Annotated in this window: 14 protein-coding genes, 1 pseudogene and 2 riboswitches; of the genes and pseudogenes, 9 read left to right on the plus strand and 6 right to left on the minus strand. The window is 70.7% G+C overall.

The window, feature by feature from the left end; genetic code table 11:
* Positions 1-14: 14 nt before the first annotated feature.
* Positions 15-1,370 (minus strand): amidase, encoded by a 1,356-nt coding sequence (locus KDH83_RS07055; RefSeq protein ID WP_212313862.1) that lies wholly within the window; start codon positions 1,368-1,370, stop codon positions 15-17.
* Positions 1,363-1,527: a hypothetical protein gene (locus KDH83_RS07060; RefSeq protein WP_158658393.1), complete on the minus strand. Its 165-nt coding sequence runs from the start codon at positions 1,525-1,527 to the stop codon at positions 1,363-1,365. The genes KDH83_RS07055 and KDH83_RS07060 overlap by 8 nt, the downstream gene beginning before the upstream one ends.
* 128 nt (positions 1,528-1,655) lie before the next feature.
* Here KDH83_RS07060 and KDH83_RS07065 point away from each other — a divergent pair, with 128 nt between their 5' ends.
* A complete protein-coding gene (locus KDH83_RS07065; protein WP_212313863.1) occupies positions 1,656-2,315 on the plus strand; it encodes a GntR family transcriptional regulator in 660 nt (219 codons plus the stop codon).
* Between the two features lie 194 nt (positions 2,316-2,509).
* Complete coding sequence (locus KDH83_RS07070) at positions 2,510-3,844, plus strand: MFS transporter (protein WP_212313864.1); 1,335 nt, start codon at positions 2,510-2,512, stop codon at positions 3,842-3,844.
* Positions 3,845-3,928: 84 nt separating this feature from the next.
* On the opposite strand, the gene KDH83_RS07075 is transcribed toward KDH83_RS07070, so the two are convergent.
* Positions 3,929-5,158 carry a D-amino acid dehydrogenase gene (locus tag KDH83_RS07075; RefSeq protein WP_212313865.1) on the minus strand — a complete coding sequence of 410 codons (1,230 nt, stop codon included), beginning with the start codon at positions 5,156-5,158 and terminating at the stop codon, positions 3,929-3,931.
* Between the two features lie 46 nt (positions 5,159-5,204).
* Positions 5,205-5,286: riboswitch (glycine riboswitch) on the minus strand.
* A 3-nt stretch (positions 5,287-5,289) separates the two neighbouring features.
* Positions 5,290-5,391: riboswitch (glycine riboswitch) on the minus strand.
* A gap of 191 nt (positions 5,392-5,582) precedes the next feature.
* Between KDH83_RS07075 and ampC the strand changes: the two genes are divergently transcribed.
* Positions 5,583-6,749: a class C beta-lactamase gene (ampC, locus tag KDH83_RS07080; RefSeq protein WP_212313867.1), complete on the plus strand. Its 1,167-nt coding sequence runs from the start codon at positions 5,583-5,585 to the stop codon at positions 6,747-6,749.
* A gap of 64 nt (positions 6,750-6,813) precedes the next feature.
* Here the strand turns inward: ampC and KDH83_RS07085 are convergent, their stop codons facing one another.
* Positions 6,814-7,821, minus strand: a complete 1,008-nt coding sequence (locus tag KDH83_RS07085; protein WP_212313868.1) for a 3-hydroxybutyryl-CoA dehydrogenase — start codon at positions 7,819-7,821, stop codon at positions 6,814-6,816.
* Position 7,822: 1 nt separating this feature from the next.
* On the minus strand, positions 7,823-8,920 hold the full coding sequence (locus KDH83_RS07090; protein ID WP_212313869.1) for an NAD/NADP-dependent octopine/nopaline dehydrogenase family protein: 1,098 nt from the start codon (positions 8,918-8,920) through the stop codon (positions 7,823-7,825).
* A 182-nt stretch (positions 8,921-9,102) separates the two neighbouring features.
* Between KDH83_RS07090 and KDH83_RS07095 the strand changes: the two genes are divergently transcribed.
* Complete coding sequence (locus tag KDH83_RS07095; RefSeq protein ID WP_212313870.1) at positions 9,103-9,567, plus strand: hypothetical protein; 465 nt, start codon at positions 9,103-9,105, stop codon at positions 9,565-9,567.
* Positions 9,568-9,598: 31 nt separating this feature from the next.
* On the opposite strand, the gene KDH83_RS07100 is transcribed toward KDH83_RS07095, so the two are convergent.
* Positions 9,599-10,576 carry an AraC family transcriptional regulator gene (locus KDH83_RS07100; protein ID WP_212313871.1) on the minus strand — a complete coding sequence of 326 codons (978 nt, stop codon included), beginning with the start codon at positions 10,574-10,576 and terminating at the stop codon, positions 9,599-9,601.
* 216 nt (positions 10,577-10,792) lie between these two features.
* Between KDH83_RS07100 and KDH83_RS07105 the strand changes: the two genes are divergently transcribed.
* The 5 genes and pseudogenes from KDH83_RS07105 to KDH83_RS07125 form a co-directional block, all read left to right on the plus strand.
* Positions 10,793-12,196, plus strand: a complete 1,404-nt coding sequence (locus tag KDH83_RS07105; protein ID WP_212313872.1) for an MFS transporter — start codon at positions 10,793-10,795, stop codon at positions 12,194-12,196.
* 96 nt (positions 12,197-12,292) lie between these two features.
* Positions 12,293-12,715: a CopD family protein gene (locus KDH83_RS07110; RefSeq protein WP_212313873.1), complete on the plus strand. Its 423-nt coding sequence runs from the start codon at positions 12,293-12,295 to the stop codon at positions 12,713-12,715.
* A gap of 336 nt (positions 12,716-13,051) precedes the next feature.
* Positions 13,052-13,813 (plus strand): MetQ/NlpA family lipoprotein, encoded by a 762-nt coding sequence (locus tag KDH83_RS07115; RefSeq protein ID WP_249204917.1) that lies wholly within the window; start codon positions 13,052-13,054, stop codon positions 13,811-13,813.
* 21 nt (positions 13,814-13,834) lie between these two features.
* Positions 13,835-14,956, plus strand: coding sequence for an ATP-binding cassette domain-containing protein (locus KDH83_RS07120; protein ID WP_212313877.1), 1,122 nt, complete (start codon positions 13,835-13,837; stop codon positions 14,954-14,956).
* Positions 14,937-15,306, plus strand: a pseudogene (locus KDH83_RS07125) (ABC transporter permease); the annotation flags it as partial. The gene KDH83_RS07120 and the pseudogene KDH83_RS07125, both read left to right, overlap by 20 nt.

Genomic DNA, 15,306 nt, shown 5'->3' on the forward strand with positions numbered 1-15,306 from the left:
GTGGTTCCCATGGGTCAGCGTTGCAAAAACGTGGAGTGGGGCAGGGCGAACTGGCGGGCGAAGGCCAGCATCCGCGCCTCGCTGCCCGGCGCGCCGATCAGCTGCGCGCTGACGGGGCGGCCGCGGCCGTCCAGGCCCACCGGCAGCACCAGCGCCGGCAGGCCCAGGAAATTGACGTAGGCGTGATGGCGATGCAAAGCGGCCAGCGCGCGCGGGTCGAAGGCGGGGCTGGAGGTCGTGACCGCGTCGCGGTCCGGCACGCCTTGCGGGAAGCAGGGCGCCAGCAACAGGTCGGCGTCGCCCAGGCTGCCGGCCAGGAAGGCCGCGCGCAGCGGCGCCGCCTGCGCCAGCGCGTGGCGATACCAGACGGCCGGCATGGCCCAGCCCGGCAGCGCGATGGCGCGGGTCGACGGGGCCAGCGTGTCCAGGCCGCCGCGCACGGCCGCCGCCAGCGCCAGCGCTGCCTCGGCGTGCAGCACGATCTGCGCCAGCCGGTTCAGGCGGTCCAGGTCGGGCAGCGCGGCCGGCCTCAGCCCGACGGCGCCGCGCAGGCGCTGCTCGAAGCCGGTCAGCGCGGCGGCGACCGTGGGATCCTCCCCATCCGCATGCAGCGCATTGGCGATGCGCCAGTCGCGCGGGCGCGCCAGCTCGCGCTCCAGCGCGTCCAGCCGCAAGGGCAGCTCGGGATCTTCGTCGCCGGCGGGCAGGGCGGCGGCGAAGACGCTGGCGGCGTCCAGCGCGTCGCGGGCGATCACGCCCACCGTGTCCAGCGTCGGCGCGAGCGGGGCCACGCCTTGCGCGGACAAGCGTCCCGGCGTGGGCTTCAGGCCGATCAGGCCGCAGGTCGCGGCCGGCATGCGGACCGAGCCGGCGGTGTCCGTGCCCAGCGAGGCCGGGCACAGGCCGGCCGCCACCGCGACCGCCGAGCCGCTGGAAGAACCGCCGACCGCCGCCGCGCTGTCCAGCGGGTTCATCAGGGCTGGCGCGTGCGGGTTCTCCGCCGTGGCGCCGCAGGCATGTTCGGCCATCGCCAGCGCGCCCAGGTTCAGCGCGCCATGCCCGGCCAGCCGCCGCAGCACCGCCGCGGCGGGACGGGGCGCGCCCGTCGCTCGCGGGCCGCCCAGGCGGGGCGCGTGCAGGCCGGTGTCGAAGGCGTCCTTGTGCGCCAGCGGCACGCCGGCCAGCAGCCCGTCTGCGTCGGCGGGGGCCGACGCGGGGGCGAACAGCTGGACCACGCAGCCCAGCGGCGCGGCGCGGCGCGTGAAGCCGGCGGCCAGGGCGGCAACGTGGGCGTCGCGCAGCGGCGGCGCGGCGCGTCGATAGGCCGCGCGCGCGCCGGCCACGGAGAGGAAGGCAGAGGCGTCAATCATGGCCGTCCTCGCGCGGCGCGATCTCGGCGGCCACGGCCGACAGGCGCATCAGTGTGCGGGCGACGGCCCGTTGCGCATCCGGCGGCACGGCCAGTCCGTGGCTCAGGAAGGCCAGCTCGACCCAGGACTGCCAGTCTTCCTTGCGTTTCTCGTCCATGACGGGTGTCTCCTGCTACGCTTAGGTCTTAAAATAAGATTCCAGTGTCATAAATATATTTATAGAAGTCAAGAAAATAATATGACGAACCGTGCACGCCTGAACCTTTCGATTCCGGGAGCGCCGCGATGAAGGCCGCCGAACGCATACGCCTGTCCATCGAGGAATCCATCCGCGACGGCAGCCTGCTGCCGGGCGACGCCGTGGACGAGCAGCAGCTGATGCAGACCTACGAGGTGTCGCGCACGCCGGTGCGCGAGGCCTTGCTGCAATTGCAGGCGCAAGGGCTGCTCAACAGCCTGCCGCGCGGCGGCATGGTGGTGGCCAAGATGGACGTGGCGCAGCTGCTGGCGATGTGGGAACTGCTGGCCGAGCTGGAGGGCATCGGCGCGCGGCTGGCCTGCGAACGCATGACGCCGGCCGAGCGCGAGGAACTGGCCGCCATCCACGAACGCGCCGGCGCGGTGGCGCGGCGCGAGGACACGGAAGCCTGGCAGGACCACAACCGGCGCTTCCACGACGCGCTCTACCAGGGCGCGCGCAATCCCTATCTGCGCCAGGAGATCCTGCGCATGCGCTCGCGCACCGGCGCCTACCGCCGCCACGCCTATTCGGCCTTCGGCCACCTGGCTTCTTCGTGGGCGCAGCACGGCGAACTGGTCGCCGCGATCCAGGCCCAGGACGCGGCCCGCGCCGCCACGCTGATGACGCGGCACATGAGTCCCGGGCAGGGCTCGATCAGCTTCGCGTCCTTCATCGCGGCGCTGCCCAAGGATCTGCTGGCCTGACGCCGAAGGGCCGAGGGAACGGACCGGCGGCGGATTCGGCCCGCCGCGGGTCCGACTGCGGGTAAGTCCCGATTACTGCATTTTTTCGATGCTTCAAAATATATTTATAAGAAATTTAAAAATCTTGATGCGTCGCCCTGCCTGGTTGTAACGGGTTGGGCCCCAACCCAGTCCGGTACACCAAGGAACTAGTCATGGATGCCGTATCCCCGCAGCCCGCCGCACAGCCGGCCCCGCAGCACTCCCGAGGCGATGCCTCAGCCGTCGATTCCGCCCGCATGCACAGCAAGGTCGCGTGGCGGCTGATTCCTTTCCTCATCTTCCTGTTCCTGCTCGCCTGGATCGACCGCGTCAACGTCGGCTTCGCCAAGCTGCAGATGCTGCAGGACCTGCGCTTCAGCGAGGCCGTGTACGGCCTGGGCGCGGGCATCTTCTTCATCGGCTATTTCCTGTTCGAGGTGCCGAGCAATCTGCTGCTGCAGCGCATCGGCGCGCGCAAGACCCTGGCGCGCATCACCATCCTGTGGGGGCTGACGTCGATGGCCATGGCCTTCGTCACGACGCCGTTCTCGTTCTATCTGCTGCGCTTCCTGCTGGGCGTGTTCGAGGCCGGCTTCTTTCCCGGCGTCATGCTGTACCTGACGTACTGGATCCCCGCCGGCCGGCGCGGCCGCATCAACGGCTGGTTCATGACGTCCTTCGGCATCGCCGGCGTGGTCGGCGGCCCGATCGCGGGCCTCATCATGAGCGGTATGGACGGCGTGGCGCCGTTGCGCAACTGGCAATGGCTGTTCGTGCTGGAGGGCATACCCTCGGTGATCGCCGGCATCGTGGTGCTGGGCTACCTGCCGGACCGGCCGCGCCTGGCGCGCTGGCTGTCGGCCGCCGAGCAGACGGCGCTGGAAGCCGAGCTGGAGGCCGAGCAGCGCCACGGCGGCAAGCACGCCAGCTTCGCCCAGGCCCTGCGCCAGCCGGCGCTGTGGCTGTGCACGGCCGCCTACTTCTGCATCGTCGGCGGCAACGCCACGCTGGCGTTCTGGATGCCGTCGCTGGTGCGCGAGCTGGGCGTGCGCGGCGCGCTGGACATCGGCCTGCTGTCGGCGATCCCCTTCACGCTGGGCACCGTGGCGATGGTGCTCAACGGCGCGCACTCCGACAAGACCGGCGAGCGGCGCCTGCATTGCGCCGGCGCCACGCTGGTCGGCGCGGCGGGGCTCGCGCTGACCGCCGCCTACATCGGCAACCCGGTGCTGGCGATGGCCGCGCTGAGCGTGTCCGCCATCGGCGTGCTGGGCGCGTTTCCCGTGTTCTGGGCGATTCCGGCGGGCTTCTTGACCGGCACGGCCGCCGCCGGCGGCATCGCCTTCATCAACTCGGTCGGCAACCTGGCGGGCTTCGCCACGCCCTTCATGATGGGCTGGATGAAGGAATGGACCGGCGGCGTGGCCGCCGGCCTGTACGTGGTGGCCGCCATGCAGCTGACCTCGACCGCGATCGTCGCGCTGGCGATGCGCCGACTGGCGCGCTAGCGCAAGGCGACAGGCGGCGAGCTGCGGGCGGCCAAGCGCTGGCGGCGAGCGGCGGTCCGCCGGTTGCGGCCAGCCTGCGTCGTCTCAGCGAGGCCGCAGCCGTTCGCCGACGCTGGCCGCCAGCAGCTGCGCGGTGGCCGCCGACAAGGTCCAGCCCAGGTGGCCGTGGCCGGTGTTGTAGAACACGCCCGGCCGCCTGCCCGGACCCACGCGCGGCATCATGTCCGGCGTCATCGGGCGCAGCCCGCACCAGGGCACCACGCGCGCCGTCCTGACGCCGGGGAAGTGGCGGCGGGTCCAGTCCACCAGCGGCTGCACGCGTTCGGCGCGGATGTCCAGGTTGTAGCCGTTGAACTCGGCGGTGCCGGCCACGCGGAAGCGGTCGCCCAGCCGGCTGGTGACGATCTTGGCGGCCTCGTCGAGCAGGCTGACGCGCGGCGCGGCCTCGCGGCTGGGGGCATCGTCCAGGTGCACGCTGATCGAATAGCCCTTGACCGGATAGATGTTGACCGTGTCGCCCAGCTGCCGCGCGAAGCGTCGGCTGGCCGCGCCGGCGCAGACCACCACGGCGTCGGCCTGGTGCCGGTCGCCGCCGCCGCCGTCCGCGCCGGCCAGGTCCAGCGCGTAGCCCGCGCCGTCGGCCATGATCGCGGCGACGTCGGCGTCCTGCACGAAGCGCACGCCCAGCCGCTCGCAGGCCTGGGCCAGGCCGCGCGTGAACTTGTGGATGTCGCCGGTGGCGTCGGATGGCGTGTAGAAGCCGGCGTGGCAGGCCGTTTGCAGCGCCGGCTCGATGTCGCGCGCCTCCTCGGGCGTGACCGCGTAGCGTTCCAGGCCGCCTTCGCGCAGCAGCTCGTTGCCGCGTCGCGCGGCCTCGAAGCTGGCGGCGTCGTGGTAGATGTGCAGGATGCCGCGCCGCTCCAGGTCGAAGTCGATACCCTCGGCCTCGGCCATGTCGTACAGGTGCTGGCGCGCCTCGATCGCCAGCCGGGTGGTGGCGATGGTGTTGCGGCGGTGGTTGGGGATCTGGCGCATGAATTGCAGCAGCCAGGAATACTTGTGCCAGCTGAAGCGCGGATTGAGCAGCAGCGGCGCGTTGCTGCGGCCCAGCCAGCGCAGGCCCTTGAGCACGGTGGCGGCGCTGTTCCAGACCTCGGCGTTGCTGGCCGACAGCTGGCCGCCGTTGGCGTAGGAGGTTTCCATCGCCGGATAGCGCTGGCGGTCGTAGACGGAAACGTCGTAACCCTGCTTGCGCAGGACGTAGGCGGACGTGACGCCGGTGATACCGGCGCCAATGATGGCGATGCGGGGCATGATTGCTCCAGATGGCGTGGCGACGGCCGGACGGCCGCTGCACCCCATCTGTCCCGGTACCTGAGAGCTTTGCCCGGCGCGTGCCGGGGTTCCCCTTCGGTGGGCGCGCAAGGCGCCTCTCTCCAGATCGTCTACACCGCGCAGTCCTGTCTGCCTGAGAGTTTCCGGGGCGGTTGCTCCGTCGGCGCCCGCCGCGCGGCCGGGCCGGGGCGAGTCTCTTCTGCGGGGTGTTTGCTACGACCGTGGCAGGATAGCCAAATATTCCGTGTCCTGGAATTCAGGGTTAGTACCAGTATGGGCGCGGCGGCGCTACCATCCTGGGTTCGCGCGGGGCGCGCGCCGGCATGCCGGTCGTCGCCGCCCGGCGGCAATGCCGCCGCCTGGCCCCGCTCGTCTTGTTCGCGCTGTTTTCCGGGAGTTCTCCATGCGCCTGTCCGCCTTGTTCCGCCGCTGCCTGCTGGCCGTCACCCTTGCCGCATCGCTGCCCGCGTCGGCGCTGTCCCCCATCTACGACGCCGACGCCCGCGTGCGCGCGGCCGTGCTGACGGTGATGAAGCAGCATGAAATCGCCGGCATGGCGGTGGCCGTGACCCGGCAGGGCGAGCAGCATTTCTACAGCTTCGGCCTGGCTTCCTGGGAGACGCGCGCGCCGGTCACCAACGACACGCTGTTCGAAGTGGGCTCGATCAGCAAGACCTATTCGGCCACGCTGGCCGCCTACGCCCAGGCGCTGGGCCGGCTGTCGCTGGCGGATCCGGTCGAGCGCCACGTGCCCGAGCTGGCGGGCAGCGCCTTTGGCAAGGTTTCGCTGCTGGGCCTGGCCACGCACACGGCGGGCGGCTTCCCGCTGCAGGTGCCCGACACGGTGCGCGACCGCGCCCAGCTCATGGCCTATCTGCAGGCCTGGCAGCCCAGCTACGCGGAAGGCACGCGCCGCACCTACGCCAATCCCAGCATCGGCATGCTGGGCGTGGCGACCGCCAATGCCATGGGCCAGGCCTATGTGCCGCTGATGCAGGGCACGCTGTTGCCCAAGCTGGGCCTGCCCAGCACCTATCTGCAGGTGCCGGCCGACCAGATGGCGCGCTACGCGCAGGGCTACGACAAGCGCAACCAGCCGGTGCGGGTGAGTCCCGGCGTGCTGGCCGACGAGGCCTACGGCGTCAAGACCAGCGCCCGCGACCTGCTGCGCTTCGTGGAGCTGAACCTGGGCGGCACCAGCGGCGACGCCAAGCTGGATCAGGCCATCGCCGACACGCACCGGGGCTATTTTGAACTGGGCGGCATGACGCAGGACCTGGTGTGGGAGCAGTACCGCTATCCGGCGCCGCTGGACACCGTGCTGGAAGGCAATGCCAACACGGTTGCCCTCGAGACGCACGACGTGCGCGCGCTGCGTCCGCCGCTGGCGCCGCGCGCCGACGCCTGGATCAACAAGACCGGCGCCACCAATGGCTTCGGCGCCTACGTCGCCTTCGTGCCGGGACGCCGGATCGGCATCGTGATCCTGGCCAACCGCAACTATCCCAACGCCGATCGCGTGCGCCTGGCCTATGAGGTGCTGGACGCGCTGGAGACGGGAGGCCGTTGAGCGGGCGCGCCGGGGAGTCACAGCGGCGGGCGTTGCCCTGGCGGGTCTGCCGGGCGGTCTCCGTTCAGGCGGCCGGCGCCGCGCCGGCCCCCGCCAGCGCCGAGCCGCAGCGCGGCAGCAGGCCCAGCAGCGCCAGCCGGTCGCGCAGCTGCTCCAGCCGCTGCATCCGATACGCGTCCACGTCCATGCCGGCGTAGTCGTAGAAGCCCTGGCCGTCGCGCAAGCCGTTGCGGCCCTGTTCCATGTTGCGCGCGATCACGTCCGGCGCCGCGAAGCGCGGGTCCAGCGCGCCGGCCAGGTAGCGCGAGGCGTAGTAGAGGATGTCGCCGCCGCCCCAGTCGATGAATTCCAGCAGGCCCAGCACCGAGAAGCGCAGGCCGAAGCCCAGGCGCACGGCGGTGTCGATGTCCTCGGCGCTGGCCACGCCTTCCTCGACCATGCGGGCCGCCTCGTTCATGGCCAGCGCCTGGATGCGCGGCACGATGTAGCCGGCGGACGGCGCGCACATCACCGGCGTCTTGCCCGCCATGCGCAGCAGTTCCAGCAGCCGGTCGACGGCGGCGTCGCGGGTGGCGGGGCCGCGACTGACTTCCACCAGCGGGATCAGGCTGGCCGGGTTGAGCCAGTGCGCGTTCAGGAAGCGTTCCGGATGCGCCGTCAGCGCCGCCAGTTCGGTGACCAGGAAGGTGGACGTGGTCGATGCCACCACGGCGTCGGCCGGGCAGGCCTCGTCCAGCCAGCGCAGCGCGTCACGCTTGGCGTCCAGGCGTTCGGGCACGGCCTCGAACACCGCGCGCGCCGCGCGCAGGTCGGCGGTCGCGTCGTCCCTCGCGCGCAACCGCAGCCGGGCCAGCGCGGCGTCGGCCTGGTCCTCGCTCAGCACGCCCAGCCGCGCGAGCATGCCCAGTTCGGCGCGCACGGCCGCGCGCGCCGCATCGTGGACGCGCGCCTGTTCATCGGCTGCGCGGGGCTTGAGGTCGATCAGCGACACCTCCAGGCCGGCGATCAGGTAGGACGCGGCGATGCCCTGTCCCATGCGGCCGGCGCCGATCACGCACAAGGGGGCGGCCATCTCAATAGCCCTCCTGCAGCAGCGCGCGCATGTCGGCGCGCGACAGAGTGGACAGGCCCAGGTTCTCCAGCGTGCGGCCCTCGGCGTACAGGTCACGTCCGGTCAGCGCCGAGGCCAGGGCCAGCAGGCCTTGCGCCACCGGCATGGGCACGCCGGCCCAGCGGCCCGTCGACACCAGGAAGGACAGGCCCAGCCGCGTGTCCTCCAGCATGTAGCGGTGGCGGTGCAGGTCGATGGTCTCGCGCCAGTCGCCGCTGTCGGTCAGGCGGCCATGGGCGCCGCGCCCGTACATCCATTCATCGCCTTCCTGGGCGTAGTGGTCGGCCAGCGGGAAATGCGGCGCGCCATAGCCCAGCGCCTCGCGCAGCGCGACGCGCTCGGCATCCAGCGCATCGGTCACGGCGCGGATGGCCGGCTGGGTGCCTTCGTTGTGGATGTCCCAGCGCTCGAAATGCTGCAAGGGGCCGGCGTTCATCAGGATGAGCGGCGGGTGGATGATGGGGCCGGCATTCATCAGCGCGCCGGACAGGCCGTCGCCGGCCGGCTCCACGCTGGGATAGGCCTGGGCCAGCCGCCGCAGCGCGGCATCGGCCAGCCGAAGGGGGAAGACGCCGGTGGGCAGGCGCGTGGCATAGCCGCTGATGACCACGCGCTGGCCGTGCTTGCGCGCCAGGTAGGGCAGGGTGCCGGTCTCGGCATAGGCGACCTGCGCGCGGTTGCCGGCCTGGCGCTGGGCGTGCGCGAACAGGTGGCAGCCGAAGGTGCCGGGCGGCAGGAACACCACCTGCCCGTCCTCCAGCAGCGGCGCGAGCCGGGGCGCCAGATCGTCGTGCGTGGTGGCGGGCAGCGGGATGACGATCAGTTCGGCGCCCTGGACCGCGTCGCGCAGTTCGCGCGCCAGCCGCAGCTGGCCGGGGCCGTCGCCGACGGCGATGCGGCGGGCGCCGCGATAGTCGGTGACCTCCAGCCCGCCGGCCTTGGCCAGCGCGGCGCCGGCCTCGGCGTCGCGCCGCCACCAGCGCACCTCGTGGCCTTTTTCGTGCAGGTCCGCGGCGGCCGCGTAGCAGCCGTGTCCGCCTCCGATGACAGTGACGCGCATGATCGTGCTCCTTGATGACGATGCGACGATCCTAGCGGCGCGGACGGCGGACGGTCTGCGCCGAACGCGCAAGCGCCGTTCCATTCCGGCAAGGGATTCGGGCCGACCTGGCGGTGTGCTACAAACCACGGCGGGCGCATGCTCCAATTTTCGACATCGCTTTCCAACAGGCCGTCAGAATCATGAAAATCCTTGCCGCAGCGCTATTGAGCCTTTCGTTCCTGGCGGCTTCCGCCGTTGCGGGAGCCGATGCCAGCGCCGATGTCAGTCCCGACACCAATCTGGACGAGGCCGAACTCGTGGCGACGCTGGAGGGCGGACATTGGCGTTCCGGCGATGCGAAGGGCACCTACCGGGTGATCCTGGAGAACGTGGGTTTCGAGCATGTCAGCTGCCGCGTCTGGATCGAGTGGCTGGCCGATGCCAAGTCCGGCGGCGCCAAGTCCGGCCAGCCGCCGCGCGTCGTGGCCCGGGTGCCGTACGCCGAGATCTCCGACAGCTTCTGGTCCTGCGGACCGAAGCGCAACGGCCTGTCGGGCGCCACGCTGACCATACCGGCCAAGCATGCCTATTCGGGCGAAGCCCGCAAGTTCCAGGCGGTGCTGGGCGCGCCGGGCGAATACCGCCATCGCGGCGCCGGCGGCTGAGCCGACGCGTGGGCGCCGGCCCGTGCCGGCGCTAGCGGCTGCGCAGGGTGTCCGACGGCCGGCAGCCGTAGCGCTTGCGGTAGTGGCTGGCGAAGTGGCCGAAGCTGGTCACGCCGTGGCGCAGCAGGATATCGGTGACGTTGTCGCCCGGTCCGGCCTGTTCCAGCGCCGCGTGCACGCGGGCCAGCCGCTGGCCGCGGATGTAGTCGATGGGGCTCTGGCCCAGGAAGCGCGCGAAGCCGTTCTGCAAGGTGCGGGTGGACACGCCGGAGAGCGCGGCCAGCTCCGCCAGGGTGACGGGCTCGTCCAGATGGCTTTCGATGTAGTCGCGCGCGCGCCTGACGTGCAGCGGCAGCGGTTGCCGGCGGTCGGCGCGCAGCGCGTCGCTGTAGTTGTGCGGCAGCTGCATCAGCAGCAATGACATCAGGTAGTCCGGGAAGCCCGCCGCCAGCGCCGGCGCCAGCTGGTCGATGTCCGGGTCCTGGTGCAGCCGGCACAGATAGTCCAGCGTCTGGCGCACCGCCGCCATGCCCGACGAACCCTCGGCCACGTCCACGTCGAACACCAGCGGAGCCCTGAGCGGGCGCTCCAGCAGCTGTTGCAGGCGGCGCTCCAGCGCCGGCCGCTCCACCCGCAGGATCAGGCTGCGGCAGTCGCTGCCGACGCGGATCAGGCTGCGCTCGGAGGGCGAGGAGACGGTCAGGCTGCCGGCGCGGATGGCGGCGCTGCGGCGACCCAGCTCGACCATGCCGCTGCCCGCCAGCGTGGCGCGCACCAGGTAATAGCTGGCGATATCGCCGGCGTCGATCTCGACCTCGGCCCCATAGCGCAGGTCGAACAGCGCCGCGCTGCCGAAATACACGCCGTACAGGCGCGACTGCAAGGGATTTCCCTGGGGCACGCGCATATGGTGCGACCAAAGGTGATGGCTGACCTGGTCCCGGATCTCGGCCATGTTGGCCGAGTCGAGCAGGCAATGGCGTTGCAGCGGAATCGAGTCTTGGAACATGTTTTCCTGCGCCCCGGGAACAGTGCTTGCGCGCCCCGTATAGAGCCGCGCCCGGCAAAGGCCTACAACTGACGGACCAGGCCGCGCCCGCCGGGCCGGCCTGGGAACTCCAGGACGAGCGCCGCGCGGCGGCCGGACCTGGCGCACACAAGCAGGCGATGCGTGGCCGGCCGGAACAAGGCTGGCGCGACAGCGCCGCCACGCAAGGGAAGAGACATGACTGGCGATATCCCCGACAGCGCGCCCGCGCGCCGCTACGCCTACGAGTGGTACGTGGTCCTAGTCTGCATGCTAGCGTACATATTTTCCTTCGTCGACAGGCAGATCCTGGCGCTGATGATCGAGCCGATCAAGCGCGACCTGGGCCTGACCGATACGCAGTTCAGCCTGCTGCACGGGCTGGCGTTCTCGCTGTTCTACGCCTTCATGGGCATCCCCATCGCGCTGCTGGCCGACCGCTATTCGCGGCCGCGCATCATCGCCATCGGCGTGGCCTTCTGGAGCCTGGCGACCGCCGTCTGCGGCCTGTCGCGCAATTTCGCCCAGATGTTCCTGGCGCGCATTGGCGTGGGCGTGGGCGAGGCGGCGCTGTCGCCCGCCACCTACTCGATGCTGAGCGACATGTTCCCGCGCGACCGGCTGGGCCGGGCCGTGGGCGTGTACTCGATCGGCTCGTTCATCGGCGGCGGACTGGCCTTCCTGATCGGCGGCTACGTGATCAACCTGCTGAAAAGCGTGGACACCGTGGCGCTGCCGCTGCTGGGCGCGCTGCGGCCCTGGCAGGTGACGTTCTTCGTGGTGGGGCTGCCGGGCCTGCTGGTGGCGTTGCTGATCCTGCTGACGGTGCGCGATCCCGGCCGGCGCGGCCTGCGCCTGGGCGCCGACGGTCGCGCCAGCAAGCCCGCCATCGGCGACACCTTCCGCTTCCTGGCGCGGCACCGGCGCACCTTCTGTTGCCACTTCCTGGGGTTCTCGTTCTACGCGATGGCATTGTTCGCGCTGCTGGGCTGGACGCCGGCCTTCTACATGCGCAAGTTCGGCCTGTCGCCGACCGAGGCGGGCTACATGCTGGGCGTGGTGGTGCTGGCGGCCAACACCGCCGGCGTGTTCTGCGGCGGCTGGCTGATGGATGCGCTGGCGCGGCGCGGCCATGCCGACGCGCCGCTGCGGGCCGGCGTGATCGGCGCGGCCTGCATGGCGGTGCCGGCGGTGGCGTTCACGCAGGTCGATTCGCTGTGGCTGTCGGTGGGGCTGCTCCTGCCGGCCATGTTCTTCGCGTCCTTTCCCATGCCCACGTCGACGGCCGCGATGCAGATCCTGCCGCCCAACCAGCTGCGTGCGCAGGTCTCGGCGCTGTTCCTGCTGATCTCCAACCTGATCGGGCTGGGCCTGGGCACCACGGCGGTGGCCTTGCTGACCGACCGCTGGTTCCGCGATCCGGCGGCGGTGGGGCAGTCGCTGTCCGCGATGATCGGCGCGGCGGCGGTCGCCTGCGTGGTCCTGCTGGCGATGGGCTGCGGCAGCTACCGGCGCAGCCTGGCGGCCGAGGCGACGCCCGGCGCGGCCGAGACGTCCGATGGCGCGGCGCCGCTGACGGCGCGGCCGGCCTCGACCTCGTAGCGGCTACGGACTTTGGCGGCGGGGCGCGACAATTCGTCGCGGTTCGCGCGCCGCCATCGGCGCGCCGCCGCGCCCGCCAGCGGCGATAATCCGCGCATGACCTACCAACTCCTGAAAATGCTTCACGTCGCGGCCGTGGCCGCGTGGCTGTGCGGCTCGCTGTTCGTGTCGCTGTTCCTGCTGACGTCCCAGCCGCAGGAAGGCGAGGCGCCCAAGGAACGCAAGATGCTGGGCGCGCTGCGCCGCTGGACCCTGTTCGTGACCACGCCGGCCATGGCCCTGAGCTGGCTGGTCGGCCTGCACCTGGCCATGAGCTTCGGCTGGTTCGCGATGAACTGGATCTGGGTCAAGATCGGCATCGCGGCGGTGCTGTCGGCGCTGCTGGGCATCCAGAGCGCGGCGCTGGGCCGCATGGCGCGCGGCGCCGGCGGACGGCCGCCGGCGCTGGATCTGTACGCGCCGTTCACGGTGCTGGCGGCCGCGGCCATCGTCACGCTGGCGGTGGTCAAGCCGTTCTGAGCGGCGCGGCCCGGCCGCATCGTCGCGTGGCGCATCCAGGCTGCTTGCCGCAATCCGCAATGGGCCGGCATATGCGCCCGCGCCATATCGAAACACCCGTGTAATAAGGACTCAACCAAGTATTCGTTCGTCCGCGATAAGCGCGTCCCTAGAATCGTCTCACTCTCATAACTGCACAGACTTAGAGGCGATTCCATCATGACTACTCGTTTTTTCATCGCCGGACTGGCCCAGGACGAAACGCAGCCCATCGGGGAGCAGCAAGCGCACGCGGCGCGTTCGGCGCGCGGGCGATTTTTCAAGCGCTTGCTGGGCGCGATCCTGGCCTCGGCCGCCATGTTCCACGGCCCGGCCTTCTCGGCCGATCCCAAGCCCCTGAAGGTCGGCGTGCGCGGCGGCGTGGACGAGCAGATCTGGGAAGTGGTGGCGCAGGTTGCCAAGAAGAACGGCCTGGCCGTCGAGCCGGTGGTGATCACCGGCACCGCCAGTCCCAACGAGGCGCTGAACAACGGCGACCTGGAAGCCAACGCCTTCCAGCACATTCCCTTCCTGAAGGACCAGATCAAGCAGCGCGGCTACAAGCTGGTGCCGGTGGCCAATACGCTGATCTCGCCCATCGCCTTCTATTCGAAGAAGTACAAGTCGCTCAAGGACCTGCCGCCGGGCGCCAAGGTCGGCATTCCCAATGATCCCAGCAACCAGACGCGCGCCCTGGTGGTGCTGCGCGACCAGGGACTGATCACGCTCAAGGATGGCTTCGATCCGTTCACCGGCACGGCCACGCTGGCCGACGTGACCTCCAACCCCAGGAAACTGGAATTCGTCGAGAGCGCCTCGGTGGTGCTGGCGCGCTCGCTGCCGGACGTGGACACGGCGGCCATCGTCAACAGCTTCGCCTACCAGGCCGGCCTGATCGCCACGCGCGACGGCATCGCCGTGGAGAAGAAGGAAAACAATCCCTACGTCAACATCATCGTGGTGCGCGAGCAGGACAAGAACGCGCCCTGGGTGCCGGAGCTGGTCAAGGCCTACCATTCCGAGGAAGTGCGCCAGTTCATCCTGAGCAAGTACGAAGGTTCGGTCATTCCGGTGTTCTGACGCCGGCTGGCGCGATCCATCATGAAGCACTACGAACTTCCCGTGGCCGAGCCGCTGGCCGGCGCGGCCCCGGCCAGCGCGCCCGAGGCGGCGCGCGGCCGCGAGCACATCGTGTTCGACAACTTGCAGAAGCGCTACCAGGGGCCGCAAGGCCCGGTGGCGGCGCTGTCGGACGTGTCCTTTGCCATTGCGCGCGGCGAGATCTTCGGCATCATCGGCCGCAGCGGCGCGGGCAAGTCCACCTTGCTGCGCACCATCAACATGCTGGAGCGCCCAGACTCCGGCCGCGTGCTGATCGACGGCGCCGATGTCGGGCAGCTGGACGAGGACGGGCTGGTGGCGCTGCGGCGCCGCATCGGCATGATCTTCCAGCACTTCAACCTGCTGTCGGCCAAGACCGTGGCCGAGAACGTGGCGCTGCCGCTGCGCGTGGCCGGCGTCAAGCCCGCCGCCGCGCGCGTCCGGGTCGACGCGCTGCTGGACCTGGTGGGCCTGCGCGACAAGGCCGATGCCTATCCGGCCAAGCTGTCCGGCGGCCAGAAACAGCGGGTCGGCATCGCCCGCGCGCTGGTGCACGAGCCGCAGATCCTGCTGTGCGACGAAGCCACGTCGGCGCTGGATCCCGAAACCACCCAATCCATCCTGGCGCTGCTGCGCGACATCAACCGCAAGCTCGGCCTGACCGTGGTGCTGATCACGCACGACATGGCGGTGATCCGGGAAATCTGCCATCAGGTGCTGGTGCTGGACGGCGGCCGCAAGGTCGAGCAGGGCGAGGTCTGGCGCGTGTTCGGCGATCCCGGGGCCGAGGCCACGCGCGCATTGTTGCGGCCGCTGCAGCACGACCTGCCGGCCGACCTGGCCGCGCGCCTGTCGCCCGAGCCGCAAGGGCCCGGCGCCAGCGGCGTGCTGCGGCTGCGCTATACCGGCGCAGGCCGCGCGCAGGGCGTGCCCCTGGCGGCGCTGGCCGCGCTGGGACCGGGCGCCACGTTGCTGCATGGCGGGCTGGACCGGCTGGGCGGCCATGCGCAGGGCAGCCTGCTGGTGTCGGTGCCCGCGGGCATATTGCGGCAGGAAGCCGCGCGCGCCGCGCTGGCGGCGGATCAGATCGAGGTGCTGGGCTATGTCGCTGCCGATGCTTGATAAATACCTGCAGGCCTTCCTGCAGACGCTGGCGATGGTGGGCGTGTCGGCCGTGATCGCCATCGCGCTGGGCCTGTCGCTGGCGCTGGTGCTCACCGTGACGGCCTCGGGCGGGCTATATCCGAAGCCGCGCCTGAACCGCGCGCTGTCGATCACGGTGAATACGTTCCGCGCGATTCCCTTCATCATCCTGCTGATCGCCATGCTGCCCTTCACGCGGCTGCTGGTGGGCACCACGCTGGGCACCTGGGCGGCCATCGTGCCGCTGTCGGCCAACCTGGTGCCGTTCTTCGCGCGCATCGCGCAGGTCAGCCTGAACGACGTGGACCCTGGCCTGGTCGAGGCCGCGC

It is taken from the genome of Achromobacter sp. Marseille-Q0513 (assembly GCF_018195695.1).
In the GTDB taxonomy this organism is placed as follows: domain Bacteria; phylum Pseudomonadota; class Gammaproteobacteria; order Burkholderiales; family Burkholderiaceae_B; genus Achromobacter.

Bases quoted from the DNA above. Each gene is read 5' to 3' on its own strand.
- KDH83_RS07055 (WP_212313862.1), bottom strand. From the start codon at position 1,370: ATGATTGACGCCTCTGCCTTCCTCTCCGTGGCCGGCGCGCGCGCGGCC.
- KDH83_RS07060 (WP_158658393.1), bottom strand. From the start codon at position 1,527: ATGGACGAGAAACGCAAGGAAGACTGGCAGTCCTGGGTCGAGCTGGCC.
- KDH83_RS07065 (WP_212313863.1), top strand. From the start codon at position 1,656: ATGAAGGCCGCCGAACGCATACGCCTGTCCATCGAGGAATCCATCCGC.
- KDH83_RS07070 (WP_212313864.1), top strand. From the start codon at position 2,510: ATGGATGCCGTATCCCCGCAGCCCGCCGCACAGCCGGCCCCGCAGCAC.
- KDH83_RS07075 (WP_212313865.1), bottom strand. From the start codon at position 5,158: ATGCCCCGCATCGCCATCATTGGCGCCGGTATCACCGGCGTCACGTCC.
- ampC (WP_212313867.1), top strand. From the start codon at position 5,583: ATGCGCCTGTCCGCCTTGTTCCGCCGCTGCCTGCTGGCCGTCACCCTT.
- KDH83_RS07085 (WP_212313868.1), bottom strand. From the start codon at position 7,821: ATGGCCGCCCCCTTGTGCGTGATCGGCGCCGGCCGCATGGGACAGGGC.
- KDH83_RS07090 (WP_212313869.1), bottom strand. From the start codon at position 8,920: ATGCGCGTCACTGTCATCGGAGGCGGACACGGCTGCTACGCGGCCGCC.
- KDH83_RS07095 (WP_212313870.1), top strand. From the start codon at position 9,103: ATGAAAATCCTTGCCGCAGCGCTATTGAGCCTTTCGTTCCTGGCGGCT.
- KDH83_RS07100 (WP_212313871.1), bottom strand. From the start codon at position 10,576: ATGTTCCAAGACTCGATTCCGCTGCAACGCCATTGCCTGCTCGACTCG.
- KDH83_RS07105 (WP_212313872.1), top strand. From the start codon at position 10,793: ATGACTGGCGATATCCCCGACAGCGCGCCCGCGCGCCGCTACGCCTAC.
- KDH83_RS07110 (WP_212313873.1), top strand. From the start codon at position 12,293: ATGACCTACCAACTCCTGAAAATGCTTCACGTCGCGGCCGTGGCCGCG.
- KDH83_RS07115 (WP_249204917.1), top strand. From the start codon at position 13,052: ATGTTCCACGGCCCGGCCTTCTCGGCCGATCCCAAGCCCCTGAAGGTC.
- KDH83_RS07120 (WP_212313877.1), top strand. From the start codon at position 13,835: ATGAAGCACTACGAACTTCCCGTGGCCGAGCCGCTGGCCGGCGCGGCC.